This window comes from Salegentibacter sp. BDJ18 (genome assembly GCF_017579965.1).
Taxonomy (GTDB): Bacteria; Bacteroidota; Bacteroidia; order Flavobacteriales; family Flavobacteriaceae; genus Salegentibacter.
Genome location: NZ_JAFLQX010000005.1, coordinates 76803 through 92446, shown reverse-complemented (window position 1 = coordinate 92446; position 15644 = coordinate 76803). Strand labels below are relative to the sequence as shown.

The window sequence follows — 15644 nt, the reverse complement described above, 5'->3', positions numbered from 1 at the left end:
AATTTGTTATGTAGAAAGCTGGGGTTTTTAAGAGAACATTATGTAGAAATGTAGAATTACCAATTTTATGAAACAAAAAAAGAGACCCTAAGGCCTCTTTTTCTCCGAAAATCTAAATTATACAACAGTATCTTAAGCTGCTATATTTAATATTAATTTAGCAATAATTACATATAAAAAATTGTACCAGTAAAATCCTACAATTTTAATCTATTGAAAATTAACATTTTAAAATTTTATTGTTTTTAGGTTTCCACAAAACCAGGGATATTGTTGTAGAATTTTTCTACACTTATGTAGAAAAAGGTCTCACTTATTTTAAAGGATCGTTTCTTCGGGCTTTCTTTTCGGCATTGATCTTTTTCGCTTTTAGGCGTTTTAACTTTGCAGCTTTGCTGGGTTTAGTTTTCTTTCTTGGTTTTGGTTTTTTAATATTCTCCTGAAGTAATTCAAAAAATTTTGCAACTACCAGCTCTTTGTTTTTATGCTGACTTCTACTTTCTTCACTATTGAGAATTAAAAGGTTCTCTTTGGTTAATCGAGTAGCCAGTTTTTTAATTAATCTCGCTTTCTCTTCTTCTAAAAGTCCTTCTGAAGCTTCTAAATCAAAATAAAGTTCAACTTTAGAAGAAGTTTTATTAACGTGCTGCCCGCCGGCACCAGAACTGCGCACGGCTTTAAAACTAAGTTCCCGTGTTATTTGTTGCTCGTCCAAAACAAATTATTTGGCCTGATGAGAGGGTTTTAAAAGATCGGCTACCGTTTTTACCGGGTTAAAGGTCTCTACCGGAACTTCTACAAAAACCGTATTCCAGTAAGCCATACCGCCATTCCATAAGCCAGGGCGCTCCAGGGCTTTTAGAGGTTTGCCGTCTTTGGTTTTATCTGCAATAAAACTCATATTTTCATCTACATAATTATTAAGATCAAAACTTTCTCCTTTATGGTTTTTAAGGCTACAAGCTATATCTACCGGATTAAAATGTGTAGAATTATTTAGAATCTCTAATTGCTCTGAATTATTTTTATCTATTTGCGCACCTTCAATAATTTGAAGCGAGATCTCTCCATCTTCATTTTTAACCAAGAAAGGTCCGCCGCCGGGTTCACCTTCGTTTTTCACCATTCCGCAAACTCTTAATGGGCGGTCTAATTTTTTACATAAATATTGCGTTTTTTCTTCGCCCGTAAATTTGTTAAAAGATGAAGTTACCTTTACAAACAGTTCATTCTCCAAAAATTCAGCAATCTCGTCTAATTTAGCTTCAGAATTATTCCCACCGTCCAGGTTTTGCATATATTCAAAAACCTGGTTTTGAAGCGCTATTAATTTACCACCAAGCATTTTTTTCATTTCTACCACTTTTGGCAAATTGGTATTAACGACCACGTTATCTATATTTTTAACAAAAATAAGATCGGCTTCTTGTTTATTCAGGTTTTCTATTAATGCCCCGTGCCCGCCTGGTCTAAAGAAAATCCTGTTATCTTCGTCTCTAAAGGGATTATTATCTTTATCTACCGCAATAGTATCGGTTTTTGGATCCTGGTAAGAATAAGAGATTTCAAATTTAGTGTGATTGGCCTCTTCTACTCTTTCTTTAATGTTTTCAAATTCTTCTTCAAACTTTTCTTTATCACCTTCAGCTACGGTAAAATGTAGTTTTGTGACGCCGTTTACCGAAAGATATTTCGCCGCACTATGCAAATGCTCTTCAAAAGCGGTAGCGGTATAATCGTTATACTGGTGGAATGGAACCAAACCTTTTGGCAAGTCGCTTAACCCAAGTCCGTTTTCATACAACATGGTTTTCACCAAAATTAAATGTCGCTCGTCATTAGATTTTTCTGAAAAATCTGGGTGATTTTCTTTGGCTTTTTTGGAAGCGGATTTATAAAATGGAAGTTTATCCATTTTCTCAAAAAACAACTGAAGGTTTTTATCATCCTTACTGTCTAAATAATCGCGTAAGCTTGTTTTTTCAGGATCAAATTCATCTGCAAAATTGTGAAATGCCTTAAACATTCGCGTTGCAGCACCAGAAGCGGGCACGAATTTTAAAAGGTCTAAATGCTCCTTTTTATCTTCAAATGTTTGAATATATTTTTTCTGATCTTCTACTGAATAGGCAAAAATGCCATTCCCTACGGTTGCCGCCTGTTGAATATCTACTTTTATATTTCCTCTTTCAAATATCTGGATTTGTCTTTCAACCTCCTGGGTTGATAATCCTTTTTCCTCAATTTGCAAAATGTCTATTTCGCTAAACTCCACGTCTATTTGTTTTTTAAAAGTTCGTCAATTTTATTTACCGCAGTTTTAAAACGTTCCTCTAAATCTCCTTTTAGAATCACGTAAGGTTTTTTACTGTTTTTAAGAGCAGCTTCAAACCTTTTAAACATCCCAATACGGTCTTCTGGTTTATCCCGAAGGTCATCGGGCGTCCACGGTACGTCAATATACGTTAAAAAGTAGAGATCGTAAATGTTGTTTAACGCATGTTTAAGAAGTTGAGGATCGCAAAACCCTTCGTAATAGGCTTCAGAATAAACCTTTAGCTCTAAAAGATCGGTATCGCTAATTAGGAGTTTATTAGCCTTTTTAGTAAGCGCATTTTCACGTTTTATTTGGCCTTCAGCAATGGGAATCATATCTTTTAGTTCGCAAACTCTTTGCTCATTATCCCATTTTTCCTGAAGATAATCCCGCATAAATTCTTCTACCCAAAGCGTATTATAATGTTTTGCCAGCATCTCTGCCAGGGTGGTTTTTCCCGTAGATTCTGGTCCAAAAAGAACCACTTTTAAGACGGACGAAGGTCGTTGCGCAAGTTTTTCTGCCATGCTTTATAGCCGTATATAGCGATTATAGTAAAAACAAAATATTGAAGTGCCGTTAAAGTAAAACCTTTATAGAAATAGAGGGGCACAGAAATAACATCGCCAATAATCCAGAAAATCCAGTTTTCAATCTTTCTATTGGCCATTTGCCACATTCCCACGAAGAAAATAGCGGTTGTAAACGTGTCTACATAGGCCGTCCAGTTGTTCCATTTATCAAAATACTCGTAAACAGCGAATACAAAAAGCAAGGTCGCAATAAAAATAAACAGACTTTGCCAGTTCTCCTTTCTGGTAGTATTGGTTATGGGTGTATAATGTTCTTTATCTACTTTTCTTGTCCAAATATACCAACCATAAATACTCATAGAAAAATAATAGGCGTTAATCATCATATCTCCCAGCAATTCCCATTGCCAGAGTAAATAAACAAATATCATGGTACTTATAATCCCGGTGGGATAAACCAGAATATTATTTTGCTTGGAATAAATGACCGAAAGAAAGCCGAAAATTACCGCAATTACTTCCAGGATAATAAATAAAGTAGAATACCCGTAATACTGATCAAAGAAAAAATCAAAAATCGGCTGCATAGTCGCTAAGATCAGATTTTACAATTTTTATATAAACAAGTCCGTTATCAATGGCTTCAAAAACATTTTTGATTTCTGAATTCAATAAATTCATCACCTCATCGTACTCTCCATAAACCTGGGTACTTAACGGATTTTCTTTTATAGTTAATCCTGAATCCCTTAATTTTTTAATGAAATCTATGATTTTTGGTTCAAAATCGTCCTGCAACGGACTTAAGGTTAATTCTACTGAAATTTTCATGATTGGAATTTTAGCCACGAATATTTTGGTCTATTTTCCGTGGAAGCCAAATTTAAAGATTTGAAATTAGTAATGTTGTTACTTAAACTAACAATTTGTGAAGCTTTCTTTTTTGGACTTTCAAAAATTAGATTCTGAAATAAATTCAGACTGACGTTTACTAATTTTCAAATTTTGTCCCCATAACGATCATATCAGCTCCTGCTCTGTAGGCATTTTCTTGTTGTTCTAAACTTCTAATTCCGCCACCTACTATCAAAGGAATATTTATTGCTTTTTTTACTTCAGTAATAATTTCTTCTGAAACCGGAAAATCAGCTCCGCTGCCGGCTTCAAGATAAATTAATTTTTTTCCCGAAAATTCCCCCGCTAAAGCTGTATTAACAATAGTTTCTACCTGGGATTGGGGGATTGGTTTTGTACCGCTTACTCGTTGTACCGCGCATTCTTTCCCACCGTCAATTAGAATATAGGCCGTTGGAATAATTTCCAGTTTGCTATTCTTTAATTTTTCTACAGATTTCACCTGTTGTTCTATTAAGTACTCAGGATTTCTTCCGGAAAGGAGGCTTAAAAAAAGCAATGCATCTGCTGTTTCTGTAATTTGTGAATAATCTCCTGGAAACAGAATAACCGGCAAATCGGTTTCAGTTTTAATCGCTTTTACGGTTTTTCCGGTTTTAGATTTTTCAACTGTACTCCCGCCCACAAAAATATGTGTAGTTTGTTTTGGTAATTTTTTCAGGTACAATTTTGTTTCCGCTTCTATAAATTTATCGGGATCTATTAAAATGGCGAGTAGTTTTCTTCCATTGGTCGCAGCCTGGAAAATTTCAGCATAAAATTTCCGCATTAACCCTGGACTTTTTTCGAGTCTTCCCAGCCATACACGCAGGTAAAACCTTCAAATTCCAAAAAATTCATCTCGTAAAAAGACTCATTTCCTTTAAAGTTCACTTTCGCTGTTGTTTCGGCATCATCAAAATCAAAATCGGTTACATTTATGTGCTGTAAAAACCCAAGACCCGGTTCGGCATACATTTTATAAATAGATTCTTTAGCACCCCAAACAATAGTGAGTTTTCTTATTAAAGCCTCTTCGTTTGCAACGGTATGATATTCACTAAGCGGTGTGAATTTATTCGCAATTTTGAGAATTTTATCGCGGCGTTTTTCAATATCTATTCCCACCTTTTCATCACTTAAAATAATAGCTGTAAAATTAAAAGAATGGGTAATGGAGATATTCTTACCATTTTTTAAATGAGGTTTTCCTAAATCGTCATAAAACAAATCGTGATCTACATAGCCCGCTTCGGCCATTAAATGACGAATACTCATAAAACCACGACGGTGAATTTCAGATTTCATTCCCTTTACGCGATTTTGGCAATGTTCGGTTAATTCTATCCCTTCGCTAAGATCTTCAAAAGGTTCTTCTACCTTCCAAATGAAGACTTTAGTATGCGGGTTTACTGTTATTGTTTTGTAAAGTGGCATGTAGGTTTGTTATAGATTCCTTATTTTTGCGCAAGAAAAAATTGCTAATATTCAAATATAATAATATGTCGACTAAAACAGTGCCGTATACCGCGTATAAAGTTAAGGATATTTCCCTGGCCGCTTGGGGAAGGAAGGAGATAGAACTCGCCGAAGCTGAAATGCCGGGATTAATGTCCCTGCGTGAAGAATATAAAAACGAACAACCCTTAAAAGGAGCCAGAATTGCCGGATGTCTTCACATGACCGTGCAAACTGCAGTACTTATTGAAACGCTTATTTCTTTAGGTGCCGATGTAACCTGGAGCTCCTGTAATATTTTCTCTACACAAGATCACGCTGCTGCTGCAATTGCTGCTGCAGGAATCCCCGTTTATGCCTGGAAAGGAATGACTGAAGAGGAATTTAACTGGTGTATAGAACAAACCCTGTTTTTTGGAGAAGAACGTGAGCCTCTAAATATGATTCTTGATGATGGTGGCGATCTTACTAATATGGTTTTTGATAAGTACCCAGAGCTTGCTGAGGGCATCCGCGGACTTTCAGAAGAAACTACTACCGGAGTTCATAGACTTTATGAGAGAATGAAAAACGGAACATTGGTAATGCCAGCAATTAACGTAAACGACTCGGTTACCAAATCTAAGTTTGACAATAAATATGGATGTCGCGAGAGTGCAGTTGATGCTATTCGCCGCGCTACCGATGTTATGCTTGCAGGAAAACGCGTTGTAGTTTGTGGTTATGGAGATGTTGGTAAAGGTACTGCAGCTTCATTTAAAGGCGCCGGATCTATTGTAACTGTTACTGAAATTGATCCTATTTGTGCTTTACAAGCTGCAATGGACGGTTTTGAAGTGAAAAAATTGGAAACTGTTTTACCAAAAGCTGATATTGTAATTACCACTACGGGAAACAAAGATATTGTTAGAGGTGAGCATTTTGAAGCGATGAAAGACAAAACCATTGTTTGTAATATTGGGCATTTTGATAATGAAATTGATGTTGCCTGGCTGAATAACAACCACGGTGATTCTAAAGATGAAATCAAGCCACAGGTTGATAAATATACCATAGACGGAAAAGATATTATTCTTTTAGCTGAAGGGCGATTGGTAAATCTTGGTTGCGCCACTGGCCACCCAAGTTTTGTAATGAGTAACTCGTTCACCAACCAAACTTTGGCTCAAATTGAACTTTGGAAAAATTCTGATAAATACGAAAATGAAGTTTATATGCTTCCGAAGCATTTAGACGAAAAGGTTGCTAAACTTCACCTTGAAAAAATTGGAGTAGAATTAACCGAACTTAAAGATTACCAGGCTAAATATATTGGCGTAGAAGTACAAGGCCCATATAAGCCCGAGTATTATAGATATTAATTTAGTCATTTCCGCAAAGGCGGAAATCTCTTTAAAGATATATCTCTAAGAATTAGACCTCACAGATTTTGGAAATCTGTGAGGTCTTTTTATTTATTAAACGTCACCCTGAACTTGTTTCAGGATCTAAGCAAGTTTTAGACAAAAATCATTTTTAATTACCACTCATAAACCATACAAAGAAAATAATAGCAATAAGCACCACGAGTGCCGCCAGCAAGACAAATACCCATTTCCCTACTTGAGGTTTTGTTCTTTTGGGGTTTGATATATTATGAGACTGGCCTAAAAAACCACTTCTTTTAATAATTTCTGTAGCTTTTTCTCTATCGCTTTCCGCCACTTCAATTCTAAGTCCGTCGTTGCCAAGTGCCCCTATATTGGTCGCATTATCTGTAGCTTCTCCGTAAGACCGGTAATCTAATTTTTCATCATCAAAAAGATTTTTAATAATAGAATGTTCATTTCGGTCAGAGGTGCGAAAAACGTCTATATACTTCATAACATATAACTTAAAGTCTAAATTAAAGATACAAAAAAACCCCTTCTGAATTTCAGAAGGGGTTTCGATATAATTCTAAGAATAAATTCTTTATCTCCAATAAGAGTGTAAGACTTATGCTTCAAACGGTTCTATAGAAACGTAAGATTTATTATTCTTTGTTTTAGAAAACTTTACTACGCCGTCTACTTTAGCGTGTAATGTATGGTCTTTTCCTGCATATACATTCTCACCTGGATTATGTGCAGTACCTCTTTGTCTAACAATAATGTTTCCGGCTACGGCTGCCTGACCGCCAAAAATTTTCACGCCTAAACGTTTCGATTCTGACTCTCTACCGTTCTTGGAACTACCGACTCCTTTTTTATGTGCCATTTTACTTTAGTTTTAAGTAGATTAATATTTAACTTAAAGCTTCAATTAATTCAGCTTTCTTCATAGAAGAGTAGCCTTCAAGACCTTTCTCCTTCGCCATCTCTTTCAATTCAGCTACGGTGTATTGATTTAAATCTTCCGATTTACTATCAGTTTTGGCTTCTTTCTTAGGTGTTTCTTCTTTTTTAGTTGAAGCAGCTTTACTTCCACCTTTTACATCGATGCTTTCAATTACGATTTCGGTTAAAGATTGACGGTGACCGTTTTTCTTTTTGTAACCTTTACGTCTTTTCTTTTTGAAAACAATTACTTTGTCTCCTTTAAGGTGACGGGTGATTTTTGCTCCTACAAGAGCACCATCTATAGCCGGGGCGCCAAGGTTTATGCTGTCACCATCTCCGGTAAGAAGAACTTTGTCAAAAGAAACGCTGTCTCCTTCTTCTCCGCTTAGACGGTTAACAAACACCTTCTGGTCTTTTGCAACTTTAAATTGCTGCCCTGCTATCTCTACAATTGCATACATAGTGTTGTGATTAATTAATTTATGCTAAAAATTTACGCTTACTTTTTTCGCAAGCGGGTGCAAATATACTTCTAATTAATTAATTCACAAAGCCTAAAAAACTTTAATAAGTATGTTCCTGTCCTTCTTTAGTATTCCAGGAATCTTTAAACAACTGCATATAGGCTAAAGTAAGCACCAGGCTGGTTGCAAACCCCATAACCGCCACTACAAAAAGCACTATACCAATATCGGTTCCATAATCGGTGCGCCACATATTAATAAGGTTATTTAAAAAATCTGGGTTTAACTCTGTGGCATATAATGCAAAGAAGATGGTAAATAAAATAGTGGCATTAAATCCGGTAAGCAGGCTGGCCATAAAACCTTTTTGATATTTAAACTTTGAACCTTTGGAGCTTCTATATGCCTTTAAAGCCAGCCACATTCCGCCAGCCATAATTACCCCGTTAAATAAACTGAATAAAGGATAAATATGTAAATTAAAGAGTGATAGGATTAAAAAATAGACAATAAGTCCTACTGCAATTATGAGACTGTATTTAATTGGAACACTAAAATTCTTCATAGCTTTTGGTTGGTGTTTTATTTATTAAACGAATTGCAGACCGGGGAACTTTTAACCCATTTACTAATTACAAGTTTGAAAAATATTAATCCCGGGACCTGAAACCGCTTTATTTTAAAAGTAAATTTCTAAAAAAAGTGCCGGTTTTTAGCTTAATAGCTTGTTAATTTTGACACTATTCGCACAAATACAGTAATTTCTTCATTATTCTGAAATTATGCCGTAACAAAATACGATATTCAAATACTAATACAATGCATTAATGAAAAATCTATTAAAAAATGATTAAAAACTTAAAGATGGCTGCCTTTGCATTAGTTTGTAGCGCAGCAGGAATTGCCCAGGAGGTAGAATTTACCGAATACGACCTGGACAACGGATTACACGTAATTTTACATCAGGACAACACGGCTCCCGTGGCGACCGTTGGAGTAATGTACCACGTAGGTGCTAAGGACGAAGAAGAAGGCCGTTCTGGCTTTGCTCACTTTTTTGAACACCTTTTATTTGAAGGTACCGAGAACATTGAGCGTGGAAAATGGTTTGATATTGTAGCTGCCAATGGCGGTAGCAATAATGCCAACACCACGCAAGACCGTACTTATTATTACGAGACTTTCCCTTCTAATAACCTTGAATTAGGTTTATGGATGGAGTCTGAAAGAATGTTTCACCCGGTTATCAACGAGGTAGGCGTAGAAACTCAAAACGAGGTTGTAAAAGAAGAAAAACGCTCTCGTATTGATAACGCTCCTTACGGAAAGATTATTTATTCCACAGGTATCAATAAATATGTTTTTGATAAGCACCCTTACAAAAACTCGGTTATTGGCACCATGGAAGATCTTGACGCAGCCGAGCTAGACGAATTTAAAGCTTTCTTCGATAAATATTACGGCCCAAACAACGCTACTTTAGTTGTTGCCGGTGATATAGAAATTGATGAAACTAAAGAAATGATCGAGAAGTATTTTGCTGAAATTCCAGAGGGAAATGAAGTAGAAAGAGTTTCTGTAAAAGAAGAACCAATTACTGAAACTATTACAGCAACAGAATACGATAGTAACATTCAAATTCCTGCAAAGCTATTTGTTTACCGCACGCCTTCTATGAAAGAAAAAGATGCTTATATCCTTGATATGATCTCTTCAATTCTTACTGATGGGAGAAGCTCAAGAATGTACAAGAAAATGGTAGACGAAGAAAAAACCGCGCTACAGGTATTAGCGTTTCCAAGATCTCAGGAAGATTACGGAACTTACGTTATGGGTGCTCTTGCTTTAGGAGAAACTCCACTAGATACTCTAGCCACTTCTATGGATGAAGAGATTGATAAACTTCAAAACGAGTTGATTTCAGAAAAAGAATATCAAAAACTTCAAAATAAATTTGAGAACCGTTTTGTAAATTCTAACAGTAGCATCCAGGGAATCGCTTCTTCATTAGCAACGTACAATGTACTTTATGGGGATACAGATCTGATTAACGAAGAGATTGAAATCTACAGAGACATCACCAGAGAAGATATTAAAAGAGTAGCTAACGAATATCTTAACGAAAACCAACGTTTAGAGTTAGATTACCTTCCAGAAAGCGAAAAGGAATAACATTAAAAAAATATAGAATGAAATTTAATATACTTACATTATTTATAGCTTGCTTTTTGACCACAGCGGCAATTGCGCAGGTAGACCGTTCTAAACAACCGGAACCGGGACCGGCCCCAAAGATTAACCTTGGGCAGCCAGATGAATTTACATTAGATAACGGATTAAAAGTTTTGGTAGTAGAAAACCACAAACTTCCAAGAGTTTCTGCTTCCCTAATTATAGACAATAAACCTCACGCCGAAGAAAAACCTGCTACAGCTGCTTTGGTTTCTTCTTTACTGGGTACGGGAACTGAGAATATGTCTAAAGACGATTTTAACGAAGAAATAGACTTTTTAGGAGCCAATGTTAATTTTGGATCAGAAAGCGTTTATGCTAGTTCACTTTCTAAGTTTTTCCCAAGAGTTATGGAGCTTATGGCTGAAGGAGCTTTAAAACCAAAATTTACCCAGGAAGAATTTGAAGCTGAAAAGAACAAACAAATTGAAAGCTTAAAATCTATTAATAAAGATGTAGGTTCTATCGCTAGCCGTGTAAGTGCTGCTTTAGCCTATGGAGCTAACCACCCTTACGGTGAGTTTGCCACTGTAGAAAACACTGAAAAAGTTTCTCTCGAAGACGTAAAAGGTTTTTACAATAATTATTTCAAACCTGCCAACGCTTATCTTGTTATAGTTGGTGATGTAAAGACTTCTGAAGTAAAAAAACTTGCAAAGAAAAATTTTGGAGACTGGAAAGCCGGTGCTCCAAAAGAACAAGAGTTACCTAAAGTAGCTAACGTGAATGAGACACAAATCAACTTGGTTGATATGCCAAACGCGGTACAAAGCGAATTAAGACTTCAAAACACCATAGATTTAAAAATGGCAGATGAAGATTACTTCCCCGTATTGGTGGCAAACCAAATTCTTGGGGGTAGTTTTGGAAGTTACTTAAATATGAACCTTCGTGAAGATAAAGGTTATACTTACGGAGCGAGAACAAGCACGGGAGCAGACAAGTATGCTTCAAGATTTGTTGCCCAGGCAAGCGTTAGAAACGCGGTAACCGATAGCGCAATTGTAGAATCTCTAAAAGAGATTAGAAGAATTAAAACCGAGCCTGTAGATGCTGAAATGTTAGAAAACGCTAAAAGCAAATTCGCTGGTGATTTCGTATTAAGGTTAGAACAACCTTCTACTATCGCTAATTATGCGCTTAATATCAAAACCAACGATCTAGAAGATGATTTTTATGAAACTTTCCTTGAGAAAATAAATGCAGTTACTGCAGATGATATTCAACGTGTAGCTAACAAATATTATCAAACCGATAATATGAGAATTGTAGTTGCAGGTAAAGCTTCAGAAATTGCTGAAAACCTTGAAAAAGTTGAATTTAACGGAAAAACAATTCCGGTTAAATATTACAACAAACTTGGTGAGGAAGTTGAAAAACCTCAGGCTAAAGAGGTTGATGCTTCAGTAACCGTAGAAAAAGTTTACGCAGATTATATTGAAGCTGTTGGTGGACGTGATGCTGTTGAAGAAGTAGAAAGTGTAGTTATGAAAGCCGAAGCTAGTGTACAGGGAATGGCTTTAAACCTAACCATGAAAAGAACTATGGATGGTAAACTAAACCAGGAAGTTTCTGTTGGCGGTAACGTTATGAGCAAACAGATTTTTGATGGTGAAGCTGGATTTGTAATGGCGCAAGGTCAAAAAATCCCTTACAACAAAGATCAAATTAAAACTGCTAAAATAGATGCTAATCCATTCCCAGAACTACAGGTTGGAGATGCAACTTTAGAAGGAATTGAAACTGTTGAAGGTACAGACGCTTATGTTGTGGCACTTAGCGATAACTACAAAGCTTACTACAACGTAGAAAGTGGTTTAAAAATGCAAACTGTACAAACTGTATCTCAGGCTGGGCAAACAATGTCTATCCCTACAGGATACAGCGATTACCAGGAAGTTGAAGGAGTTAAATTTCCTTTTAAAATGACTCAGGCTGCAGGCCCACAAACATTTGAATTTAATGTTACTGAGATCCTTGTTAATGAAGGTGTTTCAGCTGAAGATTTTGAAGAATAGTGATTTTTTATTAATGTTAGAGAGAACCGGCCAGCAATGGTCGGTTCTTTTATTTTAAAACCAAATCTATATTTTATGGAAGTTGAAACCAATAAACATCTTCTACCCTCCTATTTCAGGATTATTTCTTTTGTAATTGCTGGCTTAGCATTAATTTCTGCGATAATAAGTTTTAATGAACAACTAAACCTGGACCCCAACATATTCTTACCGCTTGGGAAATACTTGTTCCTGTTAGCGCTGGCATTTTTCTCATTTTCAAAAGAAAAAAATGAGAAAAAATATTTTAATCAACTTAGGTTAAAATGTCTGATCCCGGCAATAATTTTCGCTAACATCTTCTTTCTTTTCGAAACTTTTATGGAGTTATTTAAATCGGTTGAGCATCGCGAATTTATGTCTGCATTTAAGGTTTTATTGATCTTCCATGTCTATTATTTAGTTTGCTTTTACTATTACAAAAACAAGAAAGCGCAAAGACACTAGAATTTAAATTAGGTAGCCTGTTTTCTAAACTTAGAAAACACTTTTTTAGATCGGTTTACAATAAATACACCTATTAAGATTACAAAAGCTGAAATTAACTGCCAGGCACTAAAAACCTCACCATCTAAAATCCCCCAACCTAAAGCGACAACTGGAATAGTGTAGGTTACAGAAGTAGTAAAAACCGGGTCTGAGATCTGTACCAGCTTATTAAAAATTATCATGGCTACACCCGTTCCAATTATTCCTAAAATAGCAACATATCCTATAGATTGCTGAAGCACAATATTGGAAAGATCTTTTTCAAAAAATCCTGAGAAATACAAAATTATTAGCGTTGGAATTAGTAAAACCGTAAAACTTCCAGCTGCAATTCCCAACGGACTAATACCACTCATATGGGTTTTAAGGATATTTACGTTCATCGCATAACAAGAGGCAGCGATAATTACCAAAAGCGAATAAAGATAATTCTGGTCTGGGTTAATACTGGCACCACTTAAAATAAGTCCGGCAGTACCCAGGAGACCAATAGCCACCCCAATTACTTTATTTTGATTAAACACCGCTTTAAAAAACATTGCGCCAAAAATAAGGGTCATTAAAGGTGTGGTAGCATTTAGGATAGAAGCTACTGCGCTGTCAATTTCGGTTTCAGCAAAAGAAAAGAGATAAACCGGAAAGAAATTTCCCAGGAACCCCACTAGTAGCATCCATTTCCATTGGCTTTTCTTAATCTTCATTATAGATTTAAAACCAATAAGAATTAGAAAAACAGCGGCAAATATTATTCGGAAGGATCCAACTTCTATAGCCGATAATCCTACCAGCCCTTTTTTAATAAGAATAAAGGAACTTCCCCAAACAATAGATAACATAATGAGGTAGACCCATTTTAATTTCTCTAATGGCATATTTTTTCGGTTTTAAGCTGCAAAAATCGTTATTCCTTTAGAGTTGAAAAGAAAAGTGGAGATTAATTTTGATTGATTTTTTTTAACCTGCCTGTGGCGCAGTGATTACTCTTTCCATCGAAAAGTTTCAATCATATGCTTCATATCTTTTTTAAGATAATCTGCAGCGGGAATAATAGAGTCGTAATTTGGCCTTGTTCTAAAGTAAGCGGAAGCGGTTACAAAATGATTCACACTATCGGTAAGGTAAAATTGTGCCTGGGAAGCCGCATCGCCTGAAACTTCATAGAACATACCGTAAACCTCCTGAATCTCATTAGTATATACATCACCCTCAATAGCATCAGCTTTTATAGTATGTTGTAGCGGTAACTTTTGCGCATCTGCTAGCAGTGAATCCAGGTTATTATTAATTTGCTGATAAGTGATAAAAATGGTTCCGTTTAAATCTTTATATTCCAAATCTATCCAACACGGAATATTATTTCGGGAAGCCTTAATTTCTGCCAGGGTATTAATTTCAAAATTATAGGGACAATTAAGGTTTGTGGTTTCGTATTTAGCTTCAGGATAATTAAGCGCAAGAAATGCACGAGGCTTGGGTGTAGTGTCTTTTTCCCCGCAGCTAATAAAAGTTAAAACCAAAACAATTATCAAAAAACTCTTCATACCACACTTTATCTTCAACTAACCGGAGAAATATTCACTTTAATCTGCTTAAGGCGTTTATTGTCTAAAACTTCTACCGTAAAGCTATAATTAAGAAAATAAATTACATCATTTTTCTTTGGGAAACCACCTGAAATTTCCAGCAAAAAGCCCGCCAGGGTATCTGCCTCGCCTTTCCGCTCTTCAAAAGCAACAGGATCTTCAATTTTTATAATTCTATAGAAATCTTTCAGCGGCGTTTTCCCTTCAAAAACATAGGTATTCTCATCTAATTTTGAATACACCAGGTCTTCATCATCAAACTCATCGCTAATATCACCAACAATTTCTTCTATAATATCTTCTAAAGAGATCAATCCGCTAGTTCCACCATATTCATCTACCACAATCGCTAAATGATTCTTTTTAGTCTTAAAATCGTTCAGTAAATCGTCCAGTTTTTTATTTTCTGGAACAAAATAAGGCTCGCGCAACAAACTGGTCCATTCAAAAGAATTTTTATCAATATAGGGCAACAAATCTTTTACATATAAAATACCTATTACATTATCTATATTCTCGCGATAAACCGGAATCCTGGAGTAACCTCTATCTATAATTTCAGGAATAATTTCTTTATACGTCTGGCTTTCATTTAAAGCAAAAATATCCATCCTGGGGCGCATTACCTGTTTGGTATCGGTATTTCCAAAAGAAACAATACCCTGTAATATCTTTTGCTCTTCCTGGGTAGTATCTTCTTCACTGGTAAGCTCTAAAGCCTGCGATAATTGATCTATACTTATAAAAGATCGTTGCTTGCCGAGACGACGGTGCATATAAATAGTTACCGCGCGCATTGGCCCGCTCAAGGGAGTAAAAATAGTATCAAGAAAATTTAAGGGTCGCGCCATAAAGTTTGAAAACAGCACGTTATTTCTACTTGCATAAACTTTTGGCAGAATTTCACCAAAAAGGAGAATAATAAAAGTTATTACTCCAACCTCAATTAAAAATTTGAAGTTAATGCCGTAAAACACTGTATTCATCTCGCCAAAAAGCCTGTCTGCAATACTATCAAACAACAGTACAATGGCTATGTTTATAAAATTATTGGCAACCAGGATAGTAGCCAGTAACTTTTTGGGTTTATCTAAAAGATTAACCACAATTTGTTGAGATTTACTGCGCTTCCCGTCTTCGGTAATTACATCGGCAGGTGTTAAGGAAAAGAAAGCAACTTCGGCGCCAGAAATTAAGGCAGAACAAAGTAAAAGCAGCAATAAAACTACATAGCTAATTAGCTGCGTAAAATCAAAAGTGGCCCAAAACAAAAGTAAACTGGGAGGTTCTGAATCCAAATGACAGGGTTTTAATTAA

The 15644-nt window shown here is 35.8% G+C and carries 17 protein-coding genes; 3 read left to right on the top strand and 14 right to left on the bottom strand.

The features are described 5' to 3' along the window. Positions 1-313: 313 nt before the first annotated feature. The 7 genes from arfB to J0871_RS05555 form a co-directional block, all read right to left on the bottom strand. Positions 314-715, bottom strand: coding sequence for an alternative ribosome rescue aminoacyl-tRNA hydrolase ArfB (gene arfB, locus J0871_RS05585; protein WP_208224105.1), 402 nt, complete (start codon positions 713-715; stop codon positions 314-316). Positions 716-721: 6 nt separating this feature from the next. Further along, positions 722-2275, bottom strand: coding sequence for a DUF4301 family protein (locus J0871_RS05580; RefSeq protein WP_208224104.1), 1554 nt, complete (start codon positions 2273-2275; stop codon positions 722-724). Positions 2276-2277: 2 nt separating this feature from the next. After that, on the bottom strand, positions 2278-2844 hold the full coding sequence (locus J0871_RS05575; protein WP_208224103.1) for an ATP-binding protein: 567 nt from the start codon (positions 2842-2844) through the stop codon (positions 2278-2280). Then, positions 2805-3437 carry a nicotinamide riboside transporter PnuC gene (pnuC, locus tag J0871_RS05570; RefSeq protein WP_075325612.1) on the bottom strand — a complete coding sequence of 211 codons (633 nt, stop codon included), beginning with the start codon at positions 3435-3437 and terminating at the stop codon, positions 2805-2807. Before pnuC ends, J0871_RS05575 begins: the two co-directional genes overlap by 40 nt. Further along, a complete protein-coding gene (locus J0871_RS05565) occupies positions 3421-3681 on the bottom strand; it encodes a thiamine-binding protein (protein ID WP_208224102.1) in 261 nt (86 codons plus the stop codon). Before J0871_RS05565 ends, pnuC begins: the two co-directional genes overlap by 17 nt. Before the next feature lie 160 nt (positions 3682-3841). Next, on the bottom strand, positions 3842-4534 hold the full coding sequence (locus J0871_RS05560; protein WP_208224101.1) for a geranylgeranylglyceryl/heptaprenylglyceryl phosphate synthase: 693 nt from the start codon (positions 4532-4534) through the stop codon (positions 3842-3844). Continuing rightward, the gene (locus J0871_RS05555; protein ID WP_208224100.1) at positions 4534-5181 is read right to left on the bottom strand and encodes a 4'-phosphopantetheinyl transferase family protein; all 648 of its coding nucleotides are present in this window, start codon (positions 5179-5181) and stop codon (positions 4534-4536) included. Before J0871_RS05555 ends, J0871_RS05560 begins: the two co-directional genes overlap by 1 nt. 65 nt (positions 5182-5246) lie before the next feature. On the opposite strand from J0871_RS05555, the gene ahcY reads away from it, so the two are divergent. After that, on the top strand, positions 5247-6563 hold the full coding sequence (ahcY, locus tag J0871_RS05550) for an adenosylhomocysteinase (RefSeq protein ID WP_208224099.1): 1317 nt from the start codon (positions 5247-5249) through the stop codon (positions 6561-6563). Positions 6564-6717: 154 nt separating this feature from the next. Here the strand turns inward: ahcY and J0871_RS05545 are convergent, their stop codons facing one another. The 4 genes from J0871_RS05545 to J0871_RS05530 form a co-directional block, all read right to left on the bottom strand. Beyond that, positions 6718-7065, bottom strand: a complete 348-nt coding sequence (locus J0871_RS05545; RefSeq protein ID WP_208224098.1) for a DUF2007 domain-containing protein — start codon at positions 7063-7065, stop codon at positions 6718-6720. A 114-nt stretch (positions 7066-7179) separates the two neighbouring features. Next, positions 7180-7440, bottom strand: coding sequence for a 50S ribosomal protein L27 (gene rpmA / locus J0871_RS05540; RefSeq protein ID WP_075325607.1), 261 nt, complete (start codon positions 7438-7440; stop codon positions 7180-7182). A gap of 28 nt (positions 7441-7468) precedes the next feature. After that, positions 7469-7963, bottom strand: a complete 495-nt coding sequence (gene rplU / locus J0871_RS05535) for a 50S ribosomal protein L21 (protein WP_208224096.1) — start codon at positions 7961-7963, stop codon at positions 7469-7471. Positions 7964-8066: 103 nt separating this feature from the next. Continuing rightward, positions 8067-8531 (bottom strand): DUF4199 domain-containing protein, encoded by a 465-nt coding sequence (locus tag J0871_RS05530; RefSeq protein WP_075325605.1) that lies wholly within the window; start codon positions 8529-8531, stop codon positions 8067-8069. A gap of 299 nt (positions 8532-8830) precedes the next feature. On the opposite strand from J0871_RS05530, the gene J0871_RS05525 reads away from it, so the two are divergent. Next, complete coding sequence (locus J0871_RS05525; protein ID WP_243870399.1) at positions 8831-10138, top strand: pitrilysin family protein; 1308 nt, start codon at positions 8831-8833, stop codon at positions 10136-10138. Between the two features lie 17 nt (positions 10139-10155). After that, a complete protein-coding gene (locus J0871_RS05520; RefSeq protein ID WP_208224093.1) occupies positions 10156-12216 on the top strand; it encodes a pitrilysin family protein in 2061 nt (686 codons plus the stop codon). A gap of 494 nt (positions 12217-12710) precedes the next feature. Here the strand turns inward: J0871_RS05520 and J0871_RS05515 are convergent, their stop codons facing one another. The 3 genes from J0871_RS05515 to J0871_RS05505 all read right to left on the bottom strand — a co-directional run bounded on the left by J0871_RS05515 (position 12711) and on the right by J0871_RS05505 (position 15625). Further along, a complete protein-coding gene (locus J0871_RS05515) occupies positions 12711-13616 on the bottom strand; it encodes a DMT family transporter (RefSeq protein WP_208224092.1) in 906 nt (301 codons plus the stop codon). A 105-nt stretch (positions 13617-13721) separates the two neighbouring features. Further along, complete coding sequence (gene gldD, locus J0871_RS05510) at positions 13722-14285, bottom strand: gliding motility lipoprotein GldD (RefSeq protein ID WP_208224091.1); 564 nt, start codon at positions 14283-14285, stop codon at positions 13722-13724. A 14-nt stretch (positions 14286-14299) separates the two neighbouring features. Beyond that, a complete protein-coding gene (locus tag J0871_RS05505) occupies positions 14300-15625 on the bottom strand; it encodes a gliding motility-associated protein GldE (RefSeq protein ID WP_208224090.1) in 1326 nt (441 codons plus the stop codon). Positions 15626-15644: the final 19 nt, after the last annotated feature.

Bases quoted from the DNA above. Each gene is read 5' to 3' on its own strand.
- pnuC (WP_075325612.1), bottom strand. From the start codon at position 3,437: ATGCAGCCGATTTTTGATTTTTTCTTTGATCAGTATTACGGGTATTCT.
- ahcY (WP_208224099.1), top strand. From the start codon at position 5,247: ATGTCGACTAAAACAGTGCCGTATACCGCGTATAAAGTTAAGGATATT.
- J0871_RS05565 (WP_208224102.1), bottom strand. From the start codon at position 3,681: ATGAAAATTTCAGTAGAATTAACCTTAAGTCCGTTGCAGGACGATTTT.
- J0871_RS05530 (WP_075325605.1), bottom strand. From the start codon at position 8,531: ATGAAGAATTTTAGTGTTCCAATTAAATACAGTCTCATAATTGCAGTA.
- rplU (WP_208224096.1), bottom strand. From the start codon at position 7,963: ATGTATGCAATTGTAGAGATAGCAGGGCAGCAATTTAAAGTTGCAAAA.
- J0871_RS05545 (WP_208224098.1), bottom strand. From the start codon at position 7,065: ATGAAGTATATAGACGTTTTTCGCACCTCTGACCGAAATGAACATTCT.
- J0871_RS05575 (WP_208224103.1), bottom strand. From the start codon at position 2,844: ATGGCAGAAAAACTTGCGCAACGACCTTCGTCCGTCTTAAAAGTGGTT.
- J0871_RS05560 (WP_208224101.1), bottom strand. From the start codon at position 4,534: ATGCGGAAATTTTATGCTGAAATTTTCCAGGCTGCGACCAATGGAAGA.
- J0871_RS05555 (WP_208224100.1), bottom strand. From the start codon at position 5,181: ATGCCACTTTACAAAACAATAACAGTAAACCCGCATACTAAAGTCTTC.
- J0871_RS05525 (WP_243870399.1), top strand. From the start codon at position 8,831: ATGGCTGCCTTTGCATTAGTTTGTAGCGCAGCAGGAATTGCCCAGGAG.
- J0871_RS05515 (WP_208224092.1), bottom strand. From the start codon at position 13,616: ATGCCATTAGAGAAATTAAAATGGGTCTACCTCATTATGTTATCTATT.
- gldD (WP_208224091.1), bottom strand. From the start codon at position 14,285: ATGAAGAGTTTTTTGATAATTGTTTTGGTTTTAACTTTTATTAGCTGC.
- J0871_RS05520 (WP_208224093.1), top strand. From the start codon at position 10,156: ATGAAATTTAATATACTTACATTATTTATAGCTTGCTTTTTGACCACA.
- rpmA (WP_075325607.1), bottom strand. From the start codon at position 7,440: ATGGCACATAAAAAAGGAGTCGGTAGTTCCAAGAACGGTAGAGAGTCA.